At 62.0% G+C, this 23,599-nt stretch carries 17 protein-coding genes and 2 pseudogenes; 9 read left to right on the top strand and 10 right to left on the bottom strand.

Annotation, left to right across the window (positions count from 1 at the left end; all coding sequences use genetic code 11):
- Nucleotides 1-768: 768 nt before the first annotated feature.
- From M3I54_RS09230 to M3I54_RS09220, 3 genes are all read right to left on the bottom strand, one after another.
- Nucleotides 769-1,563: a helix-turn-helix transcriptional regulator gene (locus M3I54_RS09230; RefSeq protein ID WP_254334985.1), complete on the bottom strand. Its 795-nt coding sequence runs from the start codon at nucleotides 1,561-1,563 to the stop codon at nucleotides 769-771.
- Between the two features lie 724 nt (nucleotides 1,564-2,287).
- The gene (locus M3I54_RS09225; RefSeq protein WP_254334983.1) at nucleotides 2,288-3,523 is read right to left on the bottom strand and encodes a diguanylate cyclase domain-containing protein; all 1,236 of its coding nucleotides are present in this window, start codon (nucleotides 3,521-3,523) and stop codon (nucleotides 2,288-2,290) included.
- Nucleotides 3,524-3,831: 308 nt separating this feature from the next.
- Entirely contained in the window at nucleotides 3,832-4,137 is a 306-nt protein-coding gene (locus M3I54_RS09220; RefSeq protein WP_254334974.1) for a hypothetical protein, read from the bottom strand.
- A 65-nt stretch (nucleotides 4,138-4,202) separates the two neighbouring features.
- Between M3I54_RS09220 and M3I54_RS09215 the strand changes: the two are divergent.
- Both M3I54_RS09215 and M3I54_RS09210 read left to right on the top strand, forming a co-directional pair.
- A pseudogene (locus tag M3I54_RS09215) lies at nucleotides 4,203-4,426 on the top strand (DDE-type integrase/transposase/recombinase); the annotation flags it as partial.
- 92 nt (nucleotides 4,427-4,518) lie between these two features.
- Nucleotides 4,519-5,038, top strand: a pseudogene (locus tag M3I54_RS09210) (NmrA/HSCARG family protein); the annotation flags it as partial.
- Between the two features lie 89 nt (nucleotides 5,039-5,127).
- Here the strand turns inward: M3I54_RS09210 and M3I54_RS09205 are convergent.
- The gene (locus M3I54_RS09205) at nucleotides 5,128-6,330 is read right to left on the bottom strand and encodes a CdaR family transcriptional regulator (protein WP_254334972.1); all 1,203 of its coding nucleotides are present in this window, start codon (nucleotides 6,328-6,330) and stop codon (nucleotides 5,128-5,130) included.
- A gap of 230 nt (nucleotides 6,331-6,560) precedes the next feature.
- Between M3I54_RS09205 and M3I54_RS09200 the strand changes: the two genes are divergently transcribed.
- From M3I54_RS09200 to M3I54_RS09180, 5 genes are all read left to right on the top strand, one after another.
- Nucleotides 6,561-6,935 carry a YtcA family lipoprotein gene (locus M3I54_RS09200; RefSeq protein WP_254334971.1) on the top strand — a complete coding sequence of 125 codons (375 nt, stop codon included), beginning with the start codon at nucleotides 6,561-6,563 and terminating at the stop codon, nucleotides 6,933-6,935.
- 185 nt (nucleotides 6,936-7,120) lie between these two features.
- The gene (gene mdtN / locus M3I54_RS09195; RefSeq protein WP_254334969.1) at nucleotides 7,121-8,179 is read left to right on the top strand and encodes a multidrug transporter subunit MdtN; all 1,059 of its coding nucleotides are present in this window, start codon (nucleotides 7,121-7,123) and stop codon (nucleotides 8,177-8,179) included.
- Complete coding sequence (locus M3I54_RS09190; protein WP_254334967.1) at nucleotides 8,176-10,278, top strand: FUSC family protein; 2,103 nt, start codon at nucleotides 8,176-8,178, stop codon at nucleotides 10,276-10,278. The genes mdtN and M3I54_RS09190 overlap by 4 nt, the downstream gene beginning before the upstream one ends.
- Nucleotides 10,275-11,762, top strand: coding sequence for an MdtP family multidrug efflux transporter outer membrane subunit (locus M3I54_RS09185; RefSeq protein WP_254334965.1), 1,488 nt, complete (start codon nucleotides 10,275-10,277; stop codon nucleotides 11,760-11,762). Before M3I54_RS09190 ends, M3I54_RS09185 begins: the two co-directional genes overlap by 4 nt.
- A gap of 20 nt (nucleotides 11,763-11,782) precedes the next feature.
- The gene (locus M3I54_RS09180) at nucleotides 11,783-12,310 is read left to right on the top strand and encodes a MarR family transcriptional regulator (RefSeq protein ID WP_254334964.1); all 528 of its coding nucleotides are present in this window, start codon (nucleotides 11,783-11,785) and stop codon (nucleotides 12,308-12,310) included.
- Nucleotides 12,311-12,349: 39 nt separating this feature from the next.
- Here the strand turns inward: M3I54_RS09180 and M3I54_RS09175 are convergent, their stop codons facing one another.
- The 6 genes from M3I54_RS09175 to M3I54_RS09150 form a co-directional block, all read right to left on the bottom strand.
- Nucleotides 12,350-13,522 (bottom strand): FUSC family protein, encoded by a 1,173-nt coding sequence (locus M3I54_RS09175; protein ID WP_254334963.1) that lies wholly within the window; start codon nucleotides 13,520-13,522, stop codon nucleotides 12,350-12,352.
- Nucleotides 13,523-13,976: 454 nt separating this feature from the next.
- Nucleotides 13,977-15,152: a porin gene (locus M3I54_RS09170; protein WP_254334962.1), complete on the bottom strand. Its 1,176-nt coding sequence runs from the start codon at nucleotides 15,150-15,152 to the stop codon at nucleotides 13,977-13,979.
- A gap of 281 nt (nucleotides 15,153-15,433) precedes the next feature.
- On the bottom strand, nucleotides 15,434-17,044 hold the full coding sequence (locus M3I54_RS09165) for an APC family permease (protein ID WP_254334961.1): 1,611 nt from the start codon (nucleotides 17,042-17,044) through the stop codon (nucleotides 15,434-15,436).
- Between the two features lie 196 nt (nucleotides 17,045-17,240).
- The gene (locus M3I54_RS09160; protein WP_254334959.1) at nucleotides 17,241-17,930 is read right to left on the bottom strand and encodes a substrate binding domain-containing protein; all 690 of its coding nucleotides are present in this window, start codon (nucleotides 17,928-17,930) and stop codon (nucleotides 17,241-17,243) included.
- A complete protein-coding gene (locus M3I54_RS09155) occupies nucleotides 17,915-18,175 on the bottom strand; it encodes a hypothetical protein (RefSeq protein WP_254334952.1) in 261 nt (86 codons plus the stop codon). Before M3I54_RS09155 ends, M3I54_RS09160 begins: the two co-directional genes overlap by 16 nt.
- Complete coding sequence (locus M3I54_RS09150; RefSeq protein ID WP_254334950.1) at nucleotides 18,163-19,587, bottom strand: PLP-dependent aminotransferase family protein; 1,425 nt, start codon at nucleotides 19,585-19,587, stop codon at nucleotides 18,163-18,165. The genes M3I54_RS09155 and M3I54_RS09150 overlap by 13 nt, the downstream gene beginning before the upstream one ends.
- A 196-nt stretch (nucleotides 19,588-19,783) precedes the next feature.
- On the opposite strand from M3I54_RS09150, the gene M3I54_RS09145 reads away from it, so the two are divergent.
- On the top strand, nucleotides 19,784-22,174 hold the full coding sequence (locus M3I54_RS09145; RefSeq protein WP_254334948.1) for an FdhF/YdeP family oxidoreductase: 2,391 nt from the start codon (nucleotides 19,784-19,786) through the stop codon (nucleotides 22,172-22,174).
- 5 nt (nucleotides 22,175-22,179) lie between these two features.
- On the top strand, nucleotides 22,180-23,574 hold the full coding sequence (locus M3I54_RS09140) for a cytochrome ubiquinol oxidase subunit I (protein ID WP_254334946.1): 1,395 nt from the start codon (nucleotides 22,180-22,182) through the stop codon (nucleotides 23,572-23,574).
- Nucleotides 23,575-23,599: the final 25 nt, after the last annotated feature.

The raw sequence follows: 23,599 nt of genomic DNA, 5'->3' as shown, positions 1-23,599 counted from the left end.
GGTCCTAAGCGTACGACGGCGAGGCGAACAAAAAATCGCATGCGTAAAAGCTGCGAGTTTTCCTTCGGCAAGTGCACACGTATCCGATTTTGCGAGACAGGACAAGGAGCGATGGCTTACCTAGTTGTACCAGGCGATTGACCGCGCTTTACAAATGCCCGAAGCACTTCAACTGCTCTGAGATTTCCCCGTTCCTCCAGCTTCCTGACGAGTGCACGCATGAATATTTTAGATTCTGCGCTTCCGTATGCGGATTCAAACTGGAGAAGGGTTTCCTTGACGGCCGCTTGCATGCTTTCTTCATGTTGCATGCTAGCAATGTGAGAAGCGCTTCGCGCCAGGTCCATTTCATGATCGGCAAGCCACTTCGCATCACCTGCCCTCCCGTTGCGGCGACCTGTTGCCATATCGATACCTCTCGCCTGATGCGAATTGACCGGCGGTTCTTCCGCGATACCCGAACAGGCGCGTCCGTGCTTCTAGTGATGACGGAGATACCCGTGCCCAGATAATCGAGAGCTAATTGATACGTAAAAGCTAGTGCATAGCCTTCGCCGTCATAGTGCGTAAGCAATGGCGTTGTCGGTTAATTCAGATTGTGCCGCAAGCCGCACGCAGCGCCTTGAATGAAACTGCTGTTCTAGTTTTGCACGCTGTTCGGGGAACAGGAAGAGGGAGCCACCGAAGCACTGTAACCTGCGATGCGCCGAGGGCCGAGTTACGCTATCCTGTTCACATGCGGGTCTCACGCGGAATCTTCATACCAGTTTAATTCCGGCCGACCGGTTCCTTGCTTATCTGCAGGCGAACGGCTTCGGGATTGGAGAGAAACGAAGGAGTGAGATCGAAGTACCGCCTAAAGGTCCGGCTCAAATGCGCCAGATCTGAGAATCCCGACGAATGTGCGATTTCGGTGAGCGTCACATCTGCGACAAACATTTCCGCAGCTTTGCACATCTTGACCCAAAGCAGATATTCGCGAATCGCAACACCCGTCTCTCGCGAAAAGAGATGTGCGAGGCGGCTCTCCGAAAGGCCGCAGATACCTGCCAATCGCCGCGGATCCGTGCGTACCGGCACGTGAGTGCGAAGCCAGGAGGCAACCGCGTCAACGCGGGCATCGGCTGATTGCGATCTTGCTGCCTCCGGAAACAGCGCGCTGAGCAGTCCCTGCGAGCCGGCACGCACCATTTCGCAGTCTTGTCGTTCATTGAGAGCCGCTGCAGCGGTTCGCATTACAAAATCATCCACCCTGTTCGATAGATCGACAACCCGCTTTTCTTTCAGTACTTGTTTGAGCAGGTACTGGCAAAGCTCGCTCGCCGAGTCCAGTTGGACGCTATACAGCCCGGCATCACGCGCCGTGATTGAGCGCCAGACATTGGGGGCGACCAGCAAGACGCGCCCGGTGTGGCTCTCATCCGTCGTATCGAGCCGCAGCGTGTTCCAGGTACCAACCACCACCACCATCGCGGGGCGGGACGTCGCCTTTGCCGTGATACCTGGTGCTGTGTAAATGATCCGATCCGCGAAGATCGAAAGGGAAACCATTGGATCAACCATAGACTGAATTCCTTTCGAAAGGATCAACCTCGCACCGGGACTGCACGGTGAGCGACCGTGATGGCCGCCAACCTATGTCATTGTCCCGCGATGGGGTAGGTCGATTTGAGCGCAGTACCGCAACCGTACCCTGAGTCAGTTATCGTCGAGCGAAGGCTTCAACTACATAACCAACTGTGCAAATGTAATTTGCCCAAAGCGGCTTACCAAAGCTTCGATTTGAATGATATGAGCGCCCATTTCAAAAAAAACGCGGCCCGAAAGCCGCGTAAAAACAGATGAAAAAAGACCGCTCCTTAGTCAAAAGGGGCGAGGCAAATTTTATCGCTGCGCCGAGCGGAATTTCAGGTCACAATCTGGAAAATTGCCTTTCACAAAATGACGGAAACTATGCGTTTGCGGTCGACCGGGACAACCGATTCGACTATCCAAGAGCATTGACGTATTCCTGTAGTGCAATCTACCGTTCGCCTGGGACTGTGTACCGCATTCGAGGCACTTACACGCTTCGACTCGGCGGCTGGCAAGTGTATGACGGCGGCGTTCTTATCAGGCGTCAGTGCTATGCCTGGAATGGAGTGAACCGGCACCCTTCTGATTATTTTAATGCCCCCGTCTGGTGCATCGTGCCGGACATGAATGACGTTACCCCAGCGAAGCTCAGCTCTGACAACCCATACCGCATTGTGCCCGCTTGCATAAAGCCGCCGCTCGTATCAACGTTTCATTCGTTCAGTTCGATCCCATCGCTTGAACGGCACAAAATTTCCGCACGTCGCGGTTCCGGTGACGAACCGAAAGCATAGGTTGAGCGGCCAATGCGCTTTGCTATATACATCGCTGCATCAGCGACATCGAGCAGTTCCTCGACACTCTGCACGCGATCGGGGAATGTCGCTATTCCAACACTGACGCCCACGGGAAAACGGCCGCTGTACTCGCGCTCTCCTGCGGAACGCACGCAGCAGATCAGACGCCCCGCCAGCTCGCGAAGCTGGCTGTCATCGCCGCAATCCTCAACAAGCAATACAAATTCGTCGCCGCCGACCCTTGCAAGTACATCGGCCTCTCGCGTCGCACCGCGGAGCGCCTCAGCCAGCCGGCACAGCAATGAGTCGCCAGCACTGTGCCCCAATGCATCATTGACGTGCTTGAATCCGTCGATGTCCATGTACAGCAATCCAACCCGCGCCGGATCTGCGTGCTCCGTCAAGGCCGCGATGGCCGCAAGCAGCCGGCGACGGTTGGGAAGGCCTGTCAGGGGATCCTGTGCCGCCTGTCTGTCAAGTACATCTGACCACGCGCGAATCCTGGCGAAGGCTCGACGTTGCACGAACAGCGCATACAGCATCAGGGCGCAGACGAGCACAGCCGTGACGGCTAGCGCGGCCGTTTCCAGCTGGATTCTCTCGTGTGCGTCGCGCGTGGCCGAACGCCGCTTCTGGCGCCACACGTCGAGTAGCTGACCGAGATCCAGACGAAGCGAGTCCATGTAACGCCGGCCTTCGTCTGTCTGCACGAGCGCAATGGCGGCACCGCGTTGCCCCGTGCGCGCGAGTTCTACGGTTCGGGTGAGTTCCGCGACCTTTTCCGTCTTCACCTGCTCGATACGGCGAACGACCTCTACCGAGTCCGGATCAACGCCGGCGATCTGCTCAAGCCGCAGCAGCGCGCCATCGAGGTCGTTCATGCCTTGACGGTACGGATTCAGATAGCTTTCATTCCCTGTAAGCAGAAAGCCGCGTTGTCCAGTTTCAGCGCTCTCCAGATCGTGGAGGACCAGGGTCGCGGCTCCGAGAACCGCGAACGCTTCCTCGTCACGGAGATTGTCCTGAACAATGACGCGTGCTTCGTACAAAAACATTGCGGCGGCCAGCAGGAGACTGAAGACGATGCCGTAATAAAGCGCCACGAAACGGTTACGGTCGCCATTCGCCGAGCGGAACAGACGCACAGGCACAGAGGAATCCCGGTACGCAGGAGTGAACAATTGCGGAATGTTACATCAAGTCAGTGCTCGCTAAATTGTTCATATGCTGGACTGCGAACGTCGAATGTTCCCGTTACACTTGCGATGGATCGAGACGGTCATCGAAGGGGTGCCCAAGATCGTCAGTCCGGCATTCGACACCGCGACTTTCTTAAAATCGCGGCACGGACACGTCGCCATGCCTCTGAAGATTGACCGCTTTCAGGACCGGGGCGAGCGAATTTCCGAATCGTACGCCCTCGTCTATTCGCGGTGTTGCCCCTGATCGACAGCGCTACTTAGTTATTTCGGGACCGCTCCCGCAGTATGCTGGGACGCCACCCCTGATCCGGACAATCCCCAAGCTTTTCCGTCGGGATTTGATAGAGCCTCATCGACAGCCAGATCCCTTGTAAATACGCCTCATAGAATTGCGTGTACTCGCCCTCATCGGCGATACCAGCGGCAATCCGGAAGACGCCGTTGTCCACCACAACGACATATGCCTGATCTGTAAGCGGTGCTCTGAAAGCGGAGCATTGCGAAAAAAGCTTCCTTTCGGAACCCATTTTCTCAATGGCATAAGCATCGTAGTAAGCGCCCACAGCATCCCTCAACACGATCGAAACCAACTTCGGAATTCAACTGATCGAACAAAGTGACAAAGCGCGATCTCGCTGCGCTTGAGGCCATCAACGCCGGGCGCGAGACACCGATCCAGATCCGCCAAAACAAGTATCTGAACAACATCATCGAACAGGACCATCGCGCGATCAAGCGCCAAACTCGACAATGCTTGGGTTCAATAGATTTCCTTCCCGCATCCTGTTGGGCGGCATCGAGATCATGCACATGATTGTCAAGGGACAGATAAATGGTGACCGTGTTGATTAGACGTCCGCACAACAGTTTTATTCACGGATAGGATAAGTAGTCCGCATCATATTGGAATTGGCTACCGTCCTGGCCTCACTGCGACAGTACCCATGCTGGAACAGATGGGCTTCAGCGCCACGATTCTGCGCCCGGCGTACTTCATCGAGAACGAACTGATGATCAAGGACGTTATCTTCAACCATGGCGTCTATCCGATGCCGATCGGGAGCATGGGGTCGCCCTGGTCGACGCCCGCGATATCGCCGAGGTGGCCGCCATCGAATTGATCCGCCGCGATCAGGCGCCGGGCAAGCTGCCGATCGAGACCATCAATCTTGTCGCCCCGATACGCTGACGGGTTCGGACGCAGCCGCGATCTGGTCGGAAGTCCTCGGCCGCCCCATCGTTTACGGCGGCGACGATCCGAGCGGCTTCGAGCAAAACATGGCGACCTTCATGCCGAAATGGACCACCTATGAGATGCGCCTGATGGCTGAGCGCTATGTCAGCGAAGGCATGATCCCAGAAGCCGACGACGCTGCGCGTCTGACCAGGGTTCTAGGTCGTCCGCTGCGCACCTATCGCGACTTCGCGGCGCGACTCGTCTCGCAACAGAGCGCCACGGCCTGAGACCGCCACCGTCCGGTGAATGCAGGGTGCGAAACCAGGCTGACGGGTGTGCTCTTCTTGAGCGCAACGCCCGCGATGCCCCCTCGCCGCTACTCGCGCCCGGCGCCGTGCGTGAGCTTCAGCGCGATATCGAGCCGCGCGACCCACTGCGCGTCGTCGAGCGACGCGTCGAGCACTTTTTCGATGCGTTCGAGCCGGTAATTGAGCGTGTTCAGATGAATGCCGAGCGCGTCCGCCGTGGGCCGGCGGCGTCTGCCGTTGGCATAGAACGCGTTCAGTGTCGCCAGCAGGTCCGCATCGGTTCCGATCTGCTCGACGAGCGAGACGAGATAGCGCATCACATCGCCAGCCGCGCGCACCGTTTCTTCGAGCGCGATGTCGGAGTATCGCGCGACCCGCGCTACGGTCGCGCCGCGCAGCGAGACTTCGACGGCGCGATTCGCTTCGTTGGCGGAGGCCGCCCATCCTGCCGCTCCTTCGTTTAACAAACCGATACCGATCGCACGAATGCGTTCTTCCGCGTTCGCAAGGCTTTGCGCGCATCGACTTGCTGCGAGATCGCTCTGGGCAGCCAGCTCTGCGCGCTGGCCTGGAAGCCAGCAGATCGCCCGCCCGCGATGCCACACGTGGACGATCGCCTCGCGCTCGACGCGGAAGTGGCGCGACACAGCGAGCGCATAGCGCTCGGATTCCCGCTCACGGATTTCGGACGTGAGTGTCTCGAACCCGGCGTCGAGCGCGATCGCCATTCGCGGCAGCGAAGCGTCGAGCCCCAGCGCGCTCATTGCCGTCGTGAAGCTCGCGTGGTCGTGGGGAGCATGAAAGATCACCGTATACAGCTGGTAAAGAATCGCATCGCGCCAATGCGCGCGGTGACGCTGCTCCTGAACGTACGCCTGCGCGAGGGTTTGCGCGACGCCTTCGAAGAATTCGAACAGGAACGGCGCCACCGTCATCGCCAGTTCGCGCGCAAGGTCCGCTTCTTCCGCGGCAACCTCGACGCTGGCTTGCCAGATTTCACGCGCGCCAACCTGGGTGGCGCGTAGTAGCGCCTCCAGTGGCACGCTTTGGTGAACGCGTCGCCGGGCTGACTCCTCGATTTCGGCCATCACCGGTTCCGCGGGCTGCGTGCCCTTCAGGAGGAGCTGGAACCACAGATTCGCCAGTTGCTCGATTGACCGGAATATGTCGTCGCGGATCGCCGATGAAAGGGCCCGATACCCGTCCACCTTCATGAGCGAAGCGTACACGCGCTCGATGGGCACAGAAGGATCGTTCGCGAGGGTTGTCATTCCTTCGCGGAGTCGCTGGCTGATCTGCGGGGTCGTAGTGAACAAGGTGGGTTGTACCATGAGTCGTCAGTGCGCACGTCGCGCGGGCACCGAGATGAGGCAGTACGCCATTTCGTGAAATGACACATAGGGCCTGTGCCGTTTGACAATTTACCACGCGCCCCTGCCCATCTAGGATAAGCGGTCGGGACGAGACTCCCCCGCCGAGGTCGTTTTTTCGCTGTGCATCAATGCGCGGGCGCACGCCCGCAGCGCGGCGGAACGCCGGAAAGCTTGCCCGGCGGCTCGCCCTTCAACGCGTTTGCATCGCCTGCGATGCCTGTGATCGATTCATGACCTTTTCCACTGCAACACGGCTTGCCTGGCCGGCCTGCGCCTCGCTGTCATTGGGCGGCTGCGCGATTTCGCCTTCTCTACCGCTGTTTGGCGCTGCCTTTCCCGACTGGCTTTTCTGCATCGCGGGCGGCGTCGTGGCAACGGTCATCGTTCACCGCGCGCTTGGCCGCCGCGGCTTGCGCGGGGCGCTGTCGCCACTTGCCGTCACCTATCCGGCCCTGACTGCCATCTTCGCGACGGCGGCCTGGCTCATTTTCTTCGCCCACTGAAGATGCAATCGCCTATGACGTCTCGCGCCCGGACCTTTCGCAACACCAGGGGCGCCGCAGCGGCAATCGTCCTCGGCGGCGCCGCTTCCGCGTTCGTGCTGTGGCGGCTCGACAGCATCCTGGGAAGCGTTTTCTCATCGCTCGCATCGACCGCTTTTTCTCTTCTTTGACTGCGCGTACCGCATATGACTGACAACGCTCGCGCACCGCGGCGCACGAAACGACTGCCCGCCGCGGCTATCGCACTTATCGCCATCGTCCTGCTTTGCATCGTCGCCTGGCGCAAGGATCACGCGCCCAACACGGACGACGCGTACGTCTATGCCGACACCATCAACGTAGTTCCCGAAGTCAGCGGACGGATCGTGGACCTTCCGGTGCGCGACAATCAGGCGGTCAGGAAAGGCGATCTGCTGTTTCGGATCGACCCGCGCCCCTACCAGGCCGCGCTCGATCAGGCGCGCGCGCGCCTCGTGGCACTCGACAAGCAGATCGGGTTGACGGAGCGCTCCGTCAACGCGCAGCAGTACAACGCCGAATCGGTGAAAGCCGCAGTCGAACGGGCGCGCGCCGTGGCTGCGCAGGCCGCCGATACGCTGCACCGGACCGAGCCTCTGCTCGATCACGGCTATGTTTCCGCGGAGGAGGTCGATCGCGCGCGCACGGCACAACGCTCGGCGCAGGCCGAACTCGACGCCGCGACGCTGCAGGCCCAGCAGGCCAGCGCCGCGGTGAGCGGCGTGGACGCGCTCGTCGCGCAGCGAGCCGAGGTCGAGGCGCAGATCGCGATTGCCGAGTTGAACGTCGAATTCACCGAAGTTCGCGCGCCGTTCGACGGGCGCGTCGTGTCGCTGCACACGACGGTGGGCCAGTATGCGTCGCCGCTCAAGCCCATCTTCACGCTGATCGACACCGATCACTGGTACGTGGTCGCCAACTTCCGAGAAACGGACCTGAAAAACGTGCGCGCGGGCACGCCCGCCAACGTCTACCTGATGAGCGACACGAGCAAGCGCTTTTCCGGCGTCGTGGACTCGGTCAGCTACGGCGTACTGCCCGACGACGGCGGCCTGGTGCTCGAAGGGCTGCCGCGCGTCCAGCGCAGCATCAACTGGGTCCACATTTCCCAGCGCTTCCCGGTGAAGATCGCCGTGCGCAATCCCGACCCCGCGCTGTTCCGCCTCGGCACGTCGGCCGTCGCTACGCTCGATCGCACTGGCACACTCGCCGGCGCGGCGCAATGAACACCGCCATGGACACCGCCGGCCAGTCCGGGACGGGTTTCGCGCGCCTCGCCCGCGGTCTCGCGGACGAGGTTCGCGCCTACCCGGGACGCGCCAACCTGATGCTGCGTTGCATGCTGGCCAGCGCGATCGTGATCACCGTCTCGATGGCGTTGCAGGTGCCGTTTCTCGCGCTCTCGCTCGTCGCCGTGTTTTTCGTGACACAGTCGAACGTCGTGATGACGCGGCTCATCGGCATCGTGTTCATGCTCGGGACGACGCTCGCCGTCGGCAGCATCATTCTCGTGCTCAAGCTGACGTACGATTTCCCGCTGCTGCGCATCCTGATTTCTACGGCCCTCTTCTTCGCAAGCGCGTACCTGATGCGCGTCGCGAAGATCGGCGCCGCGTTCCTGCTCGTCGGCATCGTCGTCATCTACGTGCAGTCGTTCGTCGATTTGACCGACCAGGCCGAGGCGCTGGTTCGCATCTCGCTGTGGGTGTGGGTCGCCACCGTCTACGCCATCGCCGTCACGCTCGTGATCAACACGCTGTTCCTGCCCGCGGAACCCGTGCGCCAGCTCGAGGACGCGCTGCTCGGCCAACTGGCGGCGGTCGATGCCCGGCTCGCGGCGCTCGAACGCGGCGACACGTCAGCCGTCACTCCCGACGCGAGCCGGGTCGAGAACGCCGCACTGACCCTGCAGAAGCTGCTGCGCTTTTCGACTATGCGCGACCCCGCGTTCAGGCAGCGACAGACCTTTCATCTGGCGCGAGTGGCGACTGTCTCCCGGCTGTTCACGGCGGCAGCGAATCTGCCTGAAAGCACCGCGGGCCTCACGGGCAGCGTCGTGCCCGATCTGCGCGACGCTTGTGCGCGTCTCGCCAAATCCGTCCGCACGGGAGAGCGCTTCGTCATCGCCAGCGCGGCTGTGCCCGTTTCCCCGGCCGCTGCGCTGCCTGGCTCGCTCTTCGAAATCGGCAACGCCCTGCGCGCCTTCGCCGACCGCTGCGCCGCGCCGGAGCCCGCTGAGTCGCCCGCCGAAAAGGAGCGGATGCTCGTGCCGGACGCTTTCTCCAATCCGGTCTATGCACAGTTCGCGCTGAAAACGTCGCTGGCGGCGTTGCTCGGCTACCTCTTTTACCGCGCGACCGACTGGCAGGGAATTCACACCGTCATGCTGACGGCGCTGATCGTGGCGCAGCCGAGCCTCGGCGCGACCGGCCGGCGCTCGATGCTGCGTATCGCCGGGGCAGCCGCGGGCAGCCTCATCGCGCTCGCAATGGTGATATGGGTGGTGCCGAACGTCGACGGCCTGACCGGCCTGCTGCTGATGTCGATGCCCGTCATCGCGCTCAGCGCGTGGCTGGCCGCCGGTTCGGAGCGCATCAGCTATGCGGGAACCCAGCTCATGTTCACGTTCGCGCTCGCCCTGCTCGAACAGTTCGGGCCGACCACCGATCTCACGGAAATCCGCGACCGCATGCTTGGCATTCTGCTCGGCGTGGCCATCTCCGCGGTCATTCATGCGTCACTGTGGCCGGAGGCCGAAGGCGAGGCGCTTCGCCAGCGTCTGGCGCGCCTGCTGCGCCGCCTGGCAGCACGCGTGCGGCAACCGCAGGAAGGCCCTCCCACCCCGCTCTGGGCCGAACTCGCCGATTGCGAGGCGATGGCCGCGCGCGTCGCACTCGAGCCCGGCTGGCAGTTTGGCGAAGCGCAACACGAGGCGTTCCAGGTACACATGCAGGCGGTGCTCGCGCAAACCCGCGAGATCCTGCTCGCGAGCGTCGCATTCGAAGCCGAGCGGCGTGCGCTGCCCGCGCTGCCACCCGAGGGCCCGCGCAACGCGACACGGTTCGCCGAAACGACTGCCGCCTCGCTGGAAGCCTACGCGGACGACCTGACCGCGCGGCCCGAGTCGGTACGCACGCCCACGCTCGCCCTGCCGTCGGCCGCCAAAGAACCGACCGCTACAGAGGCGACATTGCCAGCAACCTCGGACGCGCAAGCGCGAGTCGTCGCGCGCGCCGCAAAACTGGCCGAGCAGGTTTCCACGCTACCCCACTGGGGCGTCGCCTCGACTGCCCCCGCCTTCCCTACCGAAGCATCGCAAGCATGACTGTATCCTCCGTTCACGTTGCGTCTCGCTGTCTGCGCTGGGGCGCGCGCGCCGCGCTCGCCTGTGCCCTGTCCGCTTGCGCACTGGTCCACGACGACAGCAAAGCCCCGGCGCCGGTCGCGGCGGATCAAATCCGTCTCGCCAGCGACATCCAGTTCGCGCAAGGCGACTGGCCCGCGGACACCTGGTGGAAAGCGTATGCGGACCCGCAGCTGGACACGCTCGTCGAACGGGCGCTGGCCTCGTCGCCATCCATCCTGATTGCACGCACGCGCGTCTCCCAGGCAAAGTCGGATATCGATCTGGTGCGCGCGGGCACCAACCTCCAGGTCGCGGCGCTGGGCGCGATCGATCGCCAGCGCGTGTCATCCAACGGGTTTCTCGGTCCTTACTCGGGCGAGCAGCCGCTGATCGGCGCGACGGGGCCGTGGTACACGGAAGGCATCGTCGGTCTTGGCGCCAGTCTGAACGTCGACATCTGGGGCAAGCAACGCGCACAGGTGCAAGCCGCTATGGGCGTACGCAATGCGCGGCTCGCCGAGCTTTCGGCCGTGCAGCTAGAATTGTCCACCGATGTCGCCCAGATTTATTACGGAATCCAGACTACCTACGAGCTGATAGATCTGTTCCAACGGCTCGAAGGCGAAGCGGCGTTCTCCGTTGAGGCTCACGCCGCCCGCGCAGGGCGCGGTCTCGAGCCAAAAACGCAGACGGAACTCGCACGAGCGCAACTGCTGGCGACGCAGCGTCAGATCGTGGCGGCCCAGGCCCGCGTGAAGCAACTTCGCGAATCGCTGCGCGCGCTGCTCGGCGCAGGGCCCGACGATCTGCCGGAGATCCGGCCCGTGCCTTTGCCCCTGCCGCAGGCGACCTTGCCCCCCACACTCTCGTATGAGCTGCTGGCCCGCCGGCCGGATCTCCAGGCCATGCGCTGGTACGTGCAGTCGTCGTTCAGCCGCATTGACGCGGCCAAGGCCGCGTTCTACCCGAGCTTCGACATCAAGGCGTTCTTTGGCGTCAATGCGCTGCATCTTTCCGACCTGTTCACACATGCGAGCCAGCAGATCAACCTGATTCCGGGCCTGTATTTGCCGATCTTCGAGGGCGGACGCCTCAATGCGAACCTCAGCGGCGCTCGCAACGCGAGCAACGCGCTGATCGAGCAGTACAACGAGACGGTGCTCGATGCGGTGCGCGACGTGGCTGTGACGGCAAGCAGGCTGCAGGATCTCGGCGAGGAGACGAACTTGCAGACGCAGAAGATCGAGGCGGTATCGTTCGCCGAAGCGAGCGCGCAGGCACAGTATCAACGCGGCGTCGCAAGCCGCCTTGCCGTAACGGACGCGCGCCAGGCAGTGCTGCTCGAACGCATCGCGCTGCTCGATATCAACGCACGGAGCCTGAGTCAGGACATCGCGCTCACGAAGTCCCTTGGCGGCGGCTACCGCTCTGGTTCGGCCAGCACTCTCTCCGCCCGCCCATGAGTGCGAGCAAGCAGACGATCGTGAGTACGCACCCGAGCGTGGGCATGCCGGAAGCCGTGGCCCTCATGGAAGCCCATTCAGATGCTAACGATGTCCTGATGCTCCTGTTTCGGGTTCACAGGACTTTCAGCCGCGCGCTCACTGATGAGATCCAGGACGCGCTTGGCGTTTCGGCCACGCAGGCGCGTGTCCTGTTCTGTCTGGCCGGCTCGGCCTCTATCACCTGTACGGGCCTGGCCCGACGCCTTGGCTGGGATAGCAGCCATATCTCTCGCCTCGTTCCGGTGCTGCAAAAGCAGAATCTGATTACGAGCCGGCGTTGCACGATCGACCGCCGGACGGTGTGGCTTTCGCTCACCGCCGCGGGCGCGGCGATCGCGGAGCGCGTGCCCGCCGTCCTTCACGCCAGTGAGCAAGCCATCCTGAGCACGTTCGACGAGCACGAACGCGAGTTGCTGCGCAGCCTGCTTTGCCGCGTCGCGGGCCAAGGCGAACCCGCCGTGCGCGACGGGGCGGACCGTGCATTCGCTCACCTCGACGAGGCTTGAGCGCAGCAGCGGCGCGAACTTCAAGCCGAGCGTCCGCTGTTACTCACGAACCAGCACGACGCCCACGCGTGCGGTCGTGGACGGCATGAGCAGCAACGCAGCGGCGAGCGACACGAGGCATCCGGCAAAGACTTCCTCGATACGCAATTCGGCAAGCGGCACGATGGCGAAGCCAAGCTGGCCGTAAACGAGCCCGACGAGCATCGTGATGAAGAACACGCCGCGAGCGTATGCGTGAAAAATGTAATAGGCCCAGCCGAAAACCGATAAGGCCATGGCGGCCACGAGCATCCAGGTTTGGTGTCCGCATAGGGTAATGAGCAGCACGCTGACCGCCGCGCCGCTCAGCGTGCCGGCAATGCGCTTCATGACCCGTGCGCGCGTGCCCTGATACGAAGTCGTCCCAAGAAAAACGACGAACGTGCTGATGACCGCCCACATCGAACGGTCTTCGGACAATTCGCCGCCCGCCAATATCGCGAGCAGGGCCGCGACGCTGGCGACGAGGGCCGGCCGCCACGCGAGCCGGTGGAGCCGGTGCGCGAGCACGGTGGAAAAGGGCCGCCCGGTCGGGCGCCCGATCACGAGGAGGTCGGCGACATAATGGATGGTTTCGCGGCCCCATGCCTTCGCAGCCACGAGGGTGTGGGGCAACGCGCACATGAACGACGGCGCCGGCGCACCGCCCCGCGCCACCGGAATGACGACGCGCCCGACGAACGCGACGATGAAAGGAGCCATCGCCATGGCAGTCAGCATTGTCATCAGCCGCGTGTGTGAAGGATGCAGATACAGGCCGAGGTAGAACGACACGAGCGTGAGCATCGCTGCGCCCACCGCGCGAGCGCCGAGCGATTGGCACAATATGCCCAGAAACACGACGAGCAGCGCCCCGGCGTCACGCAGCGCGGGCTGCGAGGCGAGCGCGGCGGCACCGGCAAACGAGGCGCAGGTGCACAAATAGAGAACAAGTATCGAGGTGAGCCAGCTCGACCAGCGCGCTTCGCGCAGAAATAAAGGCGCAATCATCGCGAACAACGCGCCAGGTACGGCAAGCGTCGGCCTTTCGTGATGCTGTAGCGCCCAGGACACGCCCAAGGCCGCCGTCAGCAGAGAAGCGAGCGTCGACCGTGCGGCCCCGCGCAGGCGGGCGAATTCGGGATCCTCGACAAGTGCGCGTTGGAACGCGCGTGAGCAAGCGGCGGCGATCATGGTCGACGATATCCGTGCGTGTCGGCTCCGGGCTTGTGGCCGTGGCCGATGTCCGGGCCTAACAGCCCGGCGTTGGTGTGGACACCTGATGCGCACGCCGCCCAGGATCTCCGGTCTGGCGCGCGCCCGGTGAGGCGTACTCCCGGGCACACCCAGTCTGCGTCGAGGTACGATGCAAGGCGGGCGTTCCGGGTTTTCCCGGATGATAGCCGATCAAAATTACGCCAATGTCGCGATCGACAAGATCGTGCACCAGTCGTCGCATCGACGCTCTACGCGCGAGGCGTTCGGACGAGCAAACGCGTCGCGGCCTCCCCTACTTTGGAGACAACGACAGCCAAGCGCTTTCGCAGCCGAGCCCCTGTTTGCACCAGGAGCCCGATAGACATGGGCCGACGCGATTGCGCCGGCCCGAGCCCTCAGACACGCAGCGCGTCAGAGGGCATAAGACGCGTTAGAACATCTTGCGCAGACCGATTGCAAGGCCCAGCTGGTTCGTGCGGCCAATATTGTTGGTCGCATTGTTGTTGGCGTCTACACCGCCCGGATAGTCGGCAGAGAAGGCACCCGTGCCGCGTGCCCAGTCGGCAATCCCGTAAACTTCCGTGTGCTTCGAGAACGAGTACTCGCCAAGCACGGTCGCCGACTGGTTGATGCCTCGCCCGAGGCTGCCATCGAGCAGAAGCGCGTTGCGCGTCTGACCGTAGTAGTACGCAAAGGTAAACAGCAGCGGGGCGGTAGCTTGCCAGTTCGCACCCACATAGTACGTATCGTCTATACGGTTACGGCTGAAGCCGTGCAGTGTCGGCGCGCCCGCTTGTTGCATGTTGTAGTCGGTCAAGCCAGTCTGATCCTGCCCGTGCAACCAGCCAGCCAGCAGGCGGATATCCTGGTTGAGCTGATACGCGCCGCTGACGTGATAGAACGTGGTCTTGCCGCCATTGATTGCGCTACCGATATTGTTGCCGACCGACGAGCCTGTCGCGGACGTCGGGACGGAAACCTGGTGGAAGCCAACGTTGAGTTGGGCGGGACCGTACGCGTAGGTCAATTCCACGGCGTAGGTCGCGCCGAGACCGACCGAACCCGCCTGGTTGCCGAAGCCGTACAGCGCGTCGATCGACAGATTATCGAAGGTGCCCTTGTACTTGACCGAGTTGTTGACGGTCAGGTAATTCCCGATGCCGTTGTACATCCAGCTGTTTTGCCAGTAGTCACCCACGGTCAGCGGATCGAAGACGTCACCCAACGTATCGTAGGCGGGCGCATATTGCCTGCCGAAGGTCAGCGCGCCCCACTTGTTGCTTGACAGCCCCACGTAGGCCTGCCGGCTGAACAGCGTGTTGTTCTCGTGGAGCTGTCCATTGAATGCTTCGAACCCGTTTTCAAGCCGGAAGACAGCGGAAAGGCCGTCCCCCAGGTCTTCGGAGCCCTTCAAACCCCAGCGGCTGTGGGTTTCCGGGCCGGAGGTCATCGAGACCTGATCCTTGCCGCCAACACCGGCATTCGTCTGATACCGAATGGCGTTGTCGACCAGCCCGTACAACGTAACCGAACTCTGTGCGAACGCCGATGTTGCTGCAACAGCGAACAGTGCACCCACAGAACTGGAAATTGCGACCTTCTTCATTTCTACCCCAAGCGTGATTAATTCTTTACCACTCGATCAATTCTGTTCGAGCCAACGCAATAAAACCGTTGGCGCGATACTAGGTCGCCGCAATTTTGACGCATAGCGTTCGAGAGGCATTGTTGTGTGTTTGCCAGGCGCGATGCATACGCGATACGGCATGCAAGTCCCTGATTGATAGAGCTGTTTTTTGATTGCTACATTCTGGGAAAAGCTCTTTTCCGAATTTGCGACCAGTCCCGGCGATCGGGGAGGCGCTTTCAAACGCCCCCTCGCCGCACTTAACCAGACACGCGATCCGCAACCTTTGCGCGCGCACCGAGGCTGCTTTCGTGTTCACGCTCGTCGAGGTACTCGGTACGGTAGCCTGCGCGTACGCCCCAGTAGTAAAAGACCAGCGAGCAAACGATCACAGCGAGCATGTCCCAACCGTAGGGCAGTATGCCGAGGCCGCCGAAATCCTTGCTGCCGATCTCGGACAGAATCGCCATGACCGGCAGGTAGGCTATGAGCCACCACGCCGCCTTGAGGTCGCGGCCCCAGCCGTTAAAGCCCGACTTGGCCTGAAAATAGAAGTACACGGGTAGCGCCACGATCATCAGGAGAATGATCTCCCCGGTCAGCGGCCACTTCGCCCAATAGAGAACGAGCGATGCGCAGACGAACGCGAACGGCGCGATCACGTTCATGAACGGCAAGCGCAACGGACGAGCGAGATCGTGGGCTGCACGCCGCAGCGCCATCAGGCTGATCGGTCCGGTCAGAAAGGAGACGACAGTCGCGACCGAAATCACCGCGGACAGCGTTCCCCAGCCGCGGAAGAAGAACAGGAAAATAAACGACACCAACAGGTTGAACCACATGGCCTGACGCGGCACGCCGTAGAACGGGTGCACATTGCCGAACATCTTCGGCATGGTGTTGTTGCGCTCCATTGCGTAAATCATGCGTGCCGTCGTCGCCATGTAGGTCGTGCCAGTACCGCTCGGGCTGACGAACGCATCGACGTACAGCAGGACTGCCAACCAGTTCAGGTTCAGCGCGATCGCCAGTTCCGCGAAGGGGGACGCGAAGTTGAAGTGACTCCAGCCCTTCGCGACGTCGGCGGGATTGACGGCACCGATATAAGCGACTTGCAGCAACACATAAATGACCAGCGCAAGCAGGATCGAGCCGACCACGGCGAAAGGCACGCTTTTGGCCGGATTGCGCGCCTCACCCGCCAGGTTGATCGGGCTCTGGAAACCGTTGAAGCTGAATACGATGCCGCTCGTCGCGACCGCCGTGAACACCGCCGGCCAGCCAAATGGCGCGAAGCTGCCGGCGGCGCCGAAATTCTGCTTGTGGAAGCCCGTCAGCATCAAGCCGAGGATCGTGGCGCCCGGCACGAGGAACTTGAAGACCGTGATCGCTGAATTGGCGCGCGCGAACACCTTCACACCCCAATAGTTCAGCATGAAGTAGATGACGACGAGCAACGCCGAGAGAAAGACACCGGTCGGTGTCAACGATCCATCGACCAATAACCGGTGCGCCCAGTCATAGGGCCACGTGCTCATGTACTGGATCGACGCTTCGGCCTCGACCGGAATTACGGACACCATCGCAATCCAGTTGGCCCACGCACTAACGAAACCGACGAGCGCGCCGTGCGAATAGCGTGCGTACCGCACCGTGCCGCCTGACTCGGGAAACATTGCGCCAAGCTCGGCGTACGTCAACGCGATGGCGAGAATCACGACCGCACCGATGATCCACGCACAAATGGCCGCTGGCCCCGCGATTTTGGCTGCCTTCCATGCACCGAACAGCCAGCCCGACCCGATGATCGAGCCCAAACCAGTGAACATCAGCGCAACTGGCCCGATGTTCCGTCGAATAGAACTTTTCACTTCTTTTCCCAAGTTTACAGATTCCCAACAGGAGAATCCAGATAAAAGCGGTGAGGCTAAGCAGCCAAAAAAACGGCAATAACCCCACGTTCCGAATAAGTTCCTTTCGGGTCAGGCTGTATATCAGGGGAAAAGAAGTCGGGTTATGTCGCAGTCAGGTCACCGGCAACCTGATGCGATGTGCGAATCCACGTGGTCAGGCAACCGCACGCAACGCAACGGTCTTGTCGGGCGTCCGATATTGGCTCACCGTGAAATCGAAGAAGCTGCGGACCTTTCTCGACAGGTTGGTGCGCCCCGAGTCGAGCATCGAAATCTCGCGCGGGCCCCCATTTACATCGAACTGCTCGAGCACGCGTACAAGCGTGCCGTGCGCGAGATCATTGGCGACGAGCGGAGCGGGCAGCAGTGCGATGCCAATGTGATTCAGCGCGGCCACGCGCACCATCGAGCTGCTCGACACGCTAACGCCTCGCCCAGTGCACACGCGATAGACGCCGTTCGCGTCGGAGAACTCCCACGTGCGCGACGAGCCGTCGGACACGGCGAGCAGGCTATGCCCGCCAAGCGCCGAGGGATCGCGCGGCGCATCGTGCCGCGCGAGATACGCCGGCGACGCGACGACCACATCCTCAATGTTCGTCAGGCGCCGGCTCACCAGTGTGGCGCTGGCAAACCGCCGGCCGTCGGAAAAGCAGACGTCATAGCCCCCTTCGACCATGTCGATGTGCGTGTCGAACGTCATGACGTCGAAGTCGATGCGTGGGTGCAACGTGCGATAGGCGGCGAGCGGCTCCCCGAGGCCCGACACGGCGAACGTCATTGGCGCCGCGATCCGCAGCGTGCCGCTCGGGTCGCGCGTGGCCTGCATCAGGTTCGATTCCATTCATCGAGCTTGTCGATGATCTCGCGGCAGCCCTCCAGATAGTCCTTGCCGATTTCCGTCAGCGACAGGCTGCGAGTGGGGCGGTTCAACAGCCGTATGTTCAGATGCGCTTCCAGCATCGTTGCGGTCTTGCGGGTGCTGCGATGCCAGGCGTCGCGGCATTGCAAGGAACGGGTTGCGCGGCCATCGCGCAATCCGTTTCCCTCTCGCTCTACGCTCGCCGCAACCGCCTTCAACGCGCACATGCCGTCGCCAGCTTGCCAACGGTTATGACCGCCTGCTCGATTTCGCTCGACCACGGACTGCTGTAGTTCAGGCGGATGAAATTCCGATAGCTGTCCGAAATTGAAAACATATAGCCGGGACCGATCGTGATACGTTTTTCCAGCGCAAGCTGATAGAGTCTCATCGAATCGACTTTGGCAGGCAGCTCGACCCACAGCACATAGCCGCCTGCCGGGCTCGAAATGCGCGTGCCGGCCGGAAAAAACCGCATAACCATCGCTCTCATCAGGTTGGCCTGCTGCGCATATTGCTTGCGCACGCGCCGCAAATGATGCTCATAGCCGTCACGCTCGAGAAACTCCGCGATCGCCAGTTGCGGAATCACCGGCGTCGCCAACGTGTTGAGGAACTTCAGCTTTTCTACCTGATCGCGGTAGCGGCCAGGCAGCGCCCAGCCGATGCGGTACGCCGATGTGAGGCTTTTCGAAAACGAAGCGCAGTGCAGCACCATGCCCTTTTTGTCGTACGATTTAAGCGTGCGCGGATGCGATTCGCCGTAATAGAGCTCGTTATAGACGCCGTTTTCGATAAGCGGCACATCCGCACCCGACAGCAATTCCACTAGCGCGCGCTTGCGCTCGTCGGGCATCTTGAAGCCGAGCGGATTCTGGAAATTCGGCATTGCCATGCAGGCCGCGATCGGTTGTTCCCGGATGATTGCCGCGAGTTCGTCGATGTCGATGCCGTACTCCGGGTTCGTCGCGACCTCGATCGCCTTCATGCCGGCTCGCTCGATGGCGTGCAGCATGGCATAGAACGTCGGCGATTCGACCGCAACGACATCGCCCGGCTTCGCGACGGCCTGCAGGCACAGATTGATCGCCTCCGTTGCACCCACGGTCACGATGATTTCGTGCGGATCGACCGCCATGCCGTTCTCGAGGTAGCGCCGGGCGATCTGCCGCAAGAGTTCCGGGCTGCCCGGCGGCAAAGCGTTCGTTACGCCCCATAGCGCCTTGTTGCGACCTACGGCTGCCGCATAGCGATTGAGCTTGTCAAAAGGAAAGAGCTCGGGATCGGGATAAGGCGAGCCGAGCGGAATGGCGTCGTCGATGGCGATCGAGCGCAGCGTCGAAAGCACGAGCCGGCTCACGTCGACGGACGCCGACACGGCAATGGGCCGTGTCGGGCGCAACTCATCGGCGTGGCGATCGCCCTCGGCCACGCGCAGGCTCACGAAGTAGCCCGACTGTGGGCGGCTCTCCAGCAAGCCCCGGCTTTCCAGCAGCACGTACGCGCGAATCACCGTCGTAATACTGATGCGATGCTGCTGACTCGCTTGCCGCACCGATGGCACACGATCCCCCGGCCGATATACACCCTTGCGTATCAGATTTTCGATGTCGTCGGCGAGTTGCTCATAAAGATTCACTTCTTTACTCCTCGATCCGCGCGCGTGTTTCACTTGAAATGTTCCGGCGCGCGCGCAACTGTACTCTAGCAAGCCGGTGGAATCTGTGCGCCTCGATGCGGTGCTTCTGCTCTTAAGCTTGGGCCATCCAATCGCAGTGCGCGGCATTGGCCAGAAAACGCTGGGCGGCCTGCGCGAAGTCTACGGAACGAAAGTCATGGACCAGACAAAGCCAAAGGGCAAAATCGAGGCGTATCACCACCCCGCCGCCGGGTGGGGTGCGTTGAAGTACGTTGCCGTCAATCTGATCAAGGAGCGCGTTGCGGGCGGCAACTACCGCACCCTGTTCAAGCAGAACCAACCGGACGGTTTCGACTGCCCTGGCTGTGCGTGGCCCGACCGCCAGCACGCTTCGACCTTCGAATTCTGCGAGAACGGCGTGAAGGCCGTAGCCGCCGAAGCCACGACCAAACGCGTCACGCCGTCGTTCTTCGAAGAGCACACGGTCGAATCGTTGATGAAGCAGACCGACTACGAGCTCGAGCAGCACGGCAGGCTGACCGACCCGATGGTGTACGACGCCGTCACGGACCGCTACCGGCCCATCGCCTGGAACGACGCCTTCGCACTCGTCGCGAAGCATTTGAACCAGCTCGACTCGCCCGACGAAGCGGCGTTCTACACTTCGGGTCGTGCGAGCAACGAAGCCGCGTTCCTCTATCAGTTATTCGTGCGCATGTATGGCACCAATAACTTTCCCGACTGCTCGAACATGTGCCACGAGGCGACGAGCCGCGGTCTCCCTGCAACGGTTGGCATTGGCAAGGGCACGGTCACGCTCGACGACTTCGAACTGGCCGACACCATCATCATCTTCGGGCAGAACCCCGCAACGAACCACCCGCGCATGCTCGGCGAACTGCGAGAAGCATCGCGCCGCGGCGCCACCATCGTGTCGGTCAATCCCCTGCGGGAGCGCGGCCTTGAGCGCTTCACGAGCCCCCAGCATCCAGTCGAAATGCTGACGTTCAGCAGCACGAAGATTGCCTCGATGTTCATCCAGCCGAAGCTCGGCGGCGACTTCGCCTTGATCAAGGGCGTCGCCAAGCATCTCATCGAACTCGACGACAAAGCGATCGAGAACAGCGTGCAACGGTTGCTCGACCTCGACTTCATCAACCAGCACACCCTCGGCTTCGACGCCTTCGCCGACGACCTGCGCAACGAAAGCTGGCCGCTGCTCGAAGCGGAGTCCGGCGTCGCGCGCGAAGATATTGAGGGCCTAACGCGCACCTATGCGAACGGCGAGCGGGTGATTGCCACCTGGGGCATGGGCATCACGCAGCACAAGCATTCGGTGCAGACCGTGCATATGCTCTCCAACCTCCTCATGATGCGCGGAAACATCGGCCGCGAGGGGGCCGGTCTGTGTCCCGTGCGCGGCCATTCGAATGTGCAGGGCAACCGTACCGTCGGTATCGAGGAGAAGCCTGCGCAGGCATTCATCGACCGGCTCGGCGAGGTCTTCGACTTCGAACCGCCGCGCGAGCATGGCCTCGATGTCGTCGAGACGGTCGAGCACATGCTGGAAGGCAAAGTGAAAGTGTTCATAGGTCTCGGCGGCAACTTCGCCATGGCGACGCCGGACACCGCGCGCACTTTCGACGCGCTGCGCTCGTGCAAGCTCACCGTGCACGTCACGACGAAGCTCAACCGCAGCCATCTTGTCCACGGCACGGACGCACTGATCCTTCCGACGCTGGGCCGCACTGAAATCGACGTGCAAAACGGTATCGCCCAGGGCGTCACCGTCGAGGACTCGATGAGCATGGTGCATATTTCGTACGGCATGAACAAGCCGGCTTCGCCGAATCTGATGTCGGAGACGGCCATCGTCGCGAACATCGCGCACGCGACGCTCGGCGACCGCAAGGTTGACTGGCTCGCCTATGCCGGCGACTACGCGAAGATTCGTGACGCCATCGAGCAGGTTATCGACGGGTTCCACCAGTACAACGAGCGCATCCAGAAACCAGGCGGCTTCCATCTGCGCGTCGCCTCGCGCGAGCGCGACTGGAAGACCGCGAGCGGCAAGGCGAACTTCATCGTACACGCCGTGCAGCAGGACACGCCGATCGCCCGCGCAAAAGGGCTGCACGGCGAACGCCTGATGACGCTCATGACGACGCGCTCGCATGACCAGTACAACACCACCATCTATGCGCTCGACGACCGCTATCGAGGCGTGTTCGGCCAGCGCCGCGTCGTCTTCATCAACCCGGCCGACATCGCCATGCTCGGCATGCGCAACGGCGACTGGGTCGACATGACCACGGTCTGGGACGACGGCATCGAACGCCGCGCGAATTGCTTCCGGCTCGTCGAGTACGACATCCCGCGCGGCTGCATCGGCGCCTACTACCCCGAGACGAACCCGCTCGTACCGCTCGCGAGCGTGGGCGACATCTGCAACACGCCGACCTCGAAGTCGATTCCGGTGTTGCTGCACCGTTCGGCCGAACCGCCGGTCCTGCCAGCTTTTGATTCCTCTTGCCGGGCAGTGCCGCTCCCATTCGGGCCGCACAGCGGCTCTCAACTTCCCAAGTGATGACCATGTCTGTCGAAGCCCTTGATCTGGCGCGCGGCCAGTTTGCGATGACCGCGATCTTCCACATACTCTGGCCGATTCTCACGATCAGCCTGTCCGCTTTTCTGCTCGTTGTCGAGATACTCTGGGTCAAGACCAGCGATGTCGTCTGGTACCGCCACGCGCGGTTCTGGAGCAAGCTTTTGTTGCTCAATTTCGCCGTCGGCGTCGTGAGCGGGATCCCCATGGAGTTCCAGTTCGGCACCAACTGGGGGCCGTTTTCGGAATACACCGGTCAGTTCTTCGGGAACATTCTCGGCTTTGAAGGCGCGATGGCCTTCATGCTCGAAGCCGGATTCGTCGGCATCATGATGCTGGGATGGGAGCGTGTTCCCAAGGGCGTTCACCTGTTCGCCACGGCGATGGTCGCACTCGGCTCTTCGCTGTCCGCGTTCTGGATCATGGTCGCGAACTCCTGGCTGCAAACGCCGAGCGGCGTCGCCGAAGTCAACGGCAAGCTTGTCGTTACCGACTACGTGAAAGCGATCTTCAGCCCGGACATGCCGTGGGGCACCTCGCACATGTGGTTTGCCGCGCTCGAAACCGGCCTTGTGGTGGTGGCGGGCATCTCGGCGTACTACCTGCTCAAGCGCCGCGATCCGGCCTTCTTCGTGCGCTCCTTCAAGCTCGCGCTGCTGCTTCTCGCGTTCGTGGCTCCCGTGCAGATCTGGCTGGGCGACTCCAGCGGCGTGGATGTCTTTGCCACGCAACCGGCCAAGGGTGCAGCGATCGAAGGCCACTGGGAAACCAACGCACCGGGCACCGGTGCGAGCTGGTCGCTCCTCGCGTGGCCCGACGCCGCCCAGCAACGCAACGACTGGTCGCTCGAAGTGCCAGGCCTGCTAAGCCTCCTCGGCACGCACAGCCTGCACGGCCAGATCAAGGGCCTGAGGGACATTCCCGTGGCCGAGCAGCCGCCGATGATTCCTCTGCTCTACTACGGGTTCCGGGTCATGGCCGGTGTGGGTTTCCTGTTCATGGTGCTCGCCTTCTGGACGCTTTACGCGCTGCGCAAGTCACGTGGCCGCCTTGAGGCGCTGCTGGCGCAACGCAAGCTGCTGCTCGCGTGGGTATTGGCGATCCCGCTGCCGTACATTGCGGTCGAGTGCGGCTGGATCGTGCGCGAAGTGGGCCGCCAGCCGTGGCTCGTCTATGGCCTGTTGCGCACGAGCCAGTCCGCCTCCGCGATTCCGGCCGGCGCCATCTCGGGCAGCATGATCATGTTCGCTGCTTTCTACGTCATCCTCATCACGTCGTTCTTCGTCTTCGCTCGCCGCTGGCTGCGCCGCGGCCCCGACCTCGGCCTGATGCCGCCGGCCGAGCCTGCCCGCCAGAGCGCCGCGCACGCCGTCGACTACTGAGCGACGACGCATCCGCCGTTTCGCA

The sequence above is a fragment of the Paraburkholderia sp. CNPSo 3274 genome (assembly GCF_024206475.1).
Lineage (GTDB): Bacteria > Pseudomonadota > Gammaproteobacteria > Burkholderiales > Burkholderiaceae > Paraburkholderia.
This window is presented reverse-complemented; position numbering and strand designations above follow the sequence as displayed.

Bases quoted from the DNA above. Each gene is read 5' to 3' on its own strand.
- mdtN (WP_254334969.1), top strand. From the start codon at position 7,121: ATGACTGACAACGCTCGCGCACCGCGGCGCACGAAACGACTGCCCGCC.
- M3I54_RS09200 (WP_254334971.1), top strand. From the start codon at position 6,561: ATGCGCGGGCGCACGCCCGCAGCGCGGCGGAACGCCGGAAAGCTTGCC.
- M3I54_RS09175 (WP_254334963.1), bottom strand. From the start codon at position 13,522: ATGATCGCCGCCGCTTGCTCACGCGCGTTCCAACGCGCACTTGTCGAG.
- M3I54_RS09155 (WP_254334952.1), bottom strand. From the start codon at position 18,175: ATGTGCGCGTTGAAGGCGGTTGCGGCGAGCGTAGAGCGAGAGGGAAAC.
- M3I54_RS09145 (WP_254334948.1), top strand. From the start codon at position 19,784: ATGGACCAGACAAAGCCAAAGGGCAAAATCGAGGCGTATCACCACCCC.
- M3I54_RS09205 (WP_254334972.1), bottom strand. From the start codon at position 6,330: ATGACAACCCTCGCGAACGATCCTTCTGTGCCCATCGAGCGCGTGTAC.
- M3I54_RS09230 (WP_254334985.1), bottom strand. From the start codon at position 1,563: ATGGTTGATCCAATGGTTTCCCTTTCGATCTTCGCGGATCGGATCATT.
- M3I54_RS09160 (WP_254334959.1), bottom strand. From the start codon at position 17,930: ATGGAATCGAACCTGATGCAGGCCACGCGCGACCCGAGCGGCACGCTG.
- M3I54_RS09140 (WP_254334946.1), top strand. From the start codon at position 22,180: ATGTCTGTCGAAGCCCTTGATCTGGCGCGCGGCCAGTTTGCGATGACC.
- M3I54_RS09185 (WP_254334965.1), top strand. From the start codon at position 10,275: ATGACTGTATCCTCCGTTCACGTTGCGTCTCGCTGTCTGCGCTGGGGC.
- M3I54_RS09190 (WP_254334967.1), top strand. From the start codon at position 8,176: ATGAACACCGCCATGGACACCGCCGGCCAGTCCGGGACGGGTTTCGCG.
- M3I54_RS09170 (WP_254334962.1), bottom strand. From the start codon at position 15,152: ATGAAGAAGGTCGCAATTTCCAGTTCTGTGGGTGCACTGTTCGCTGTT.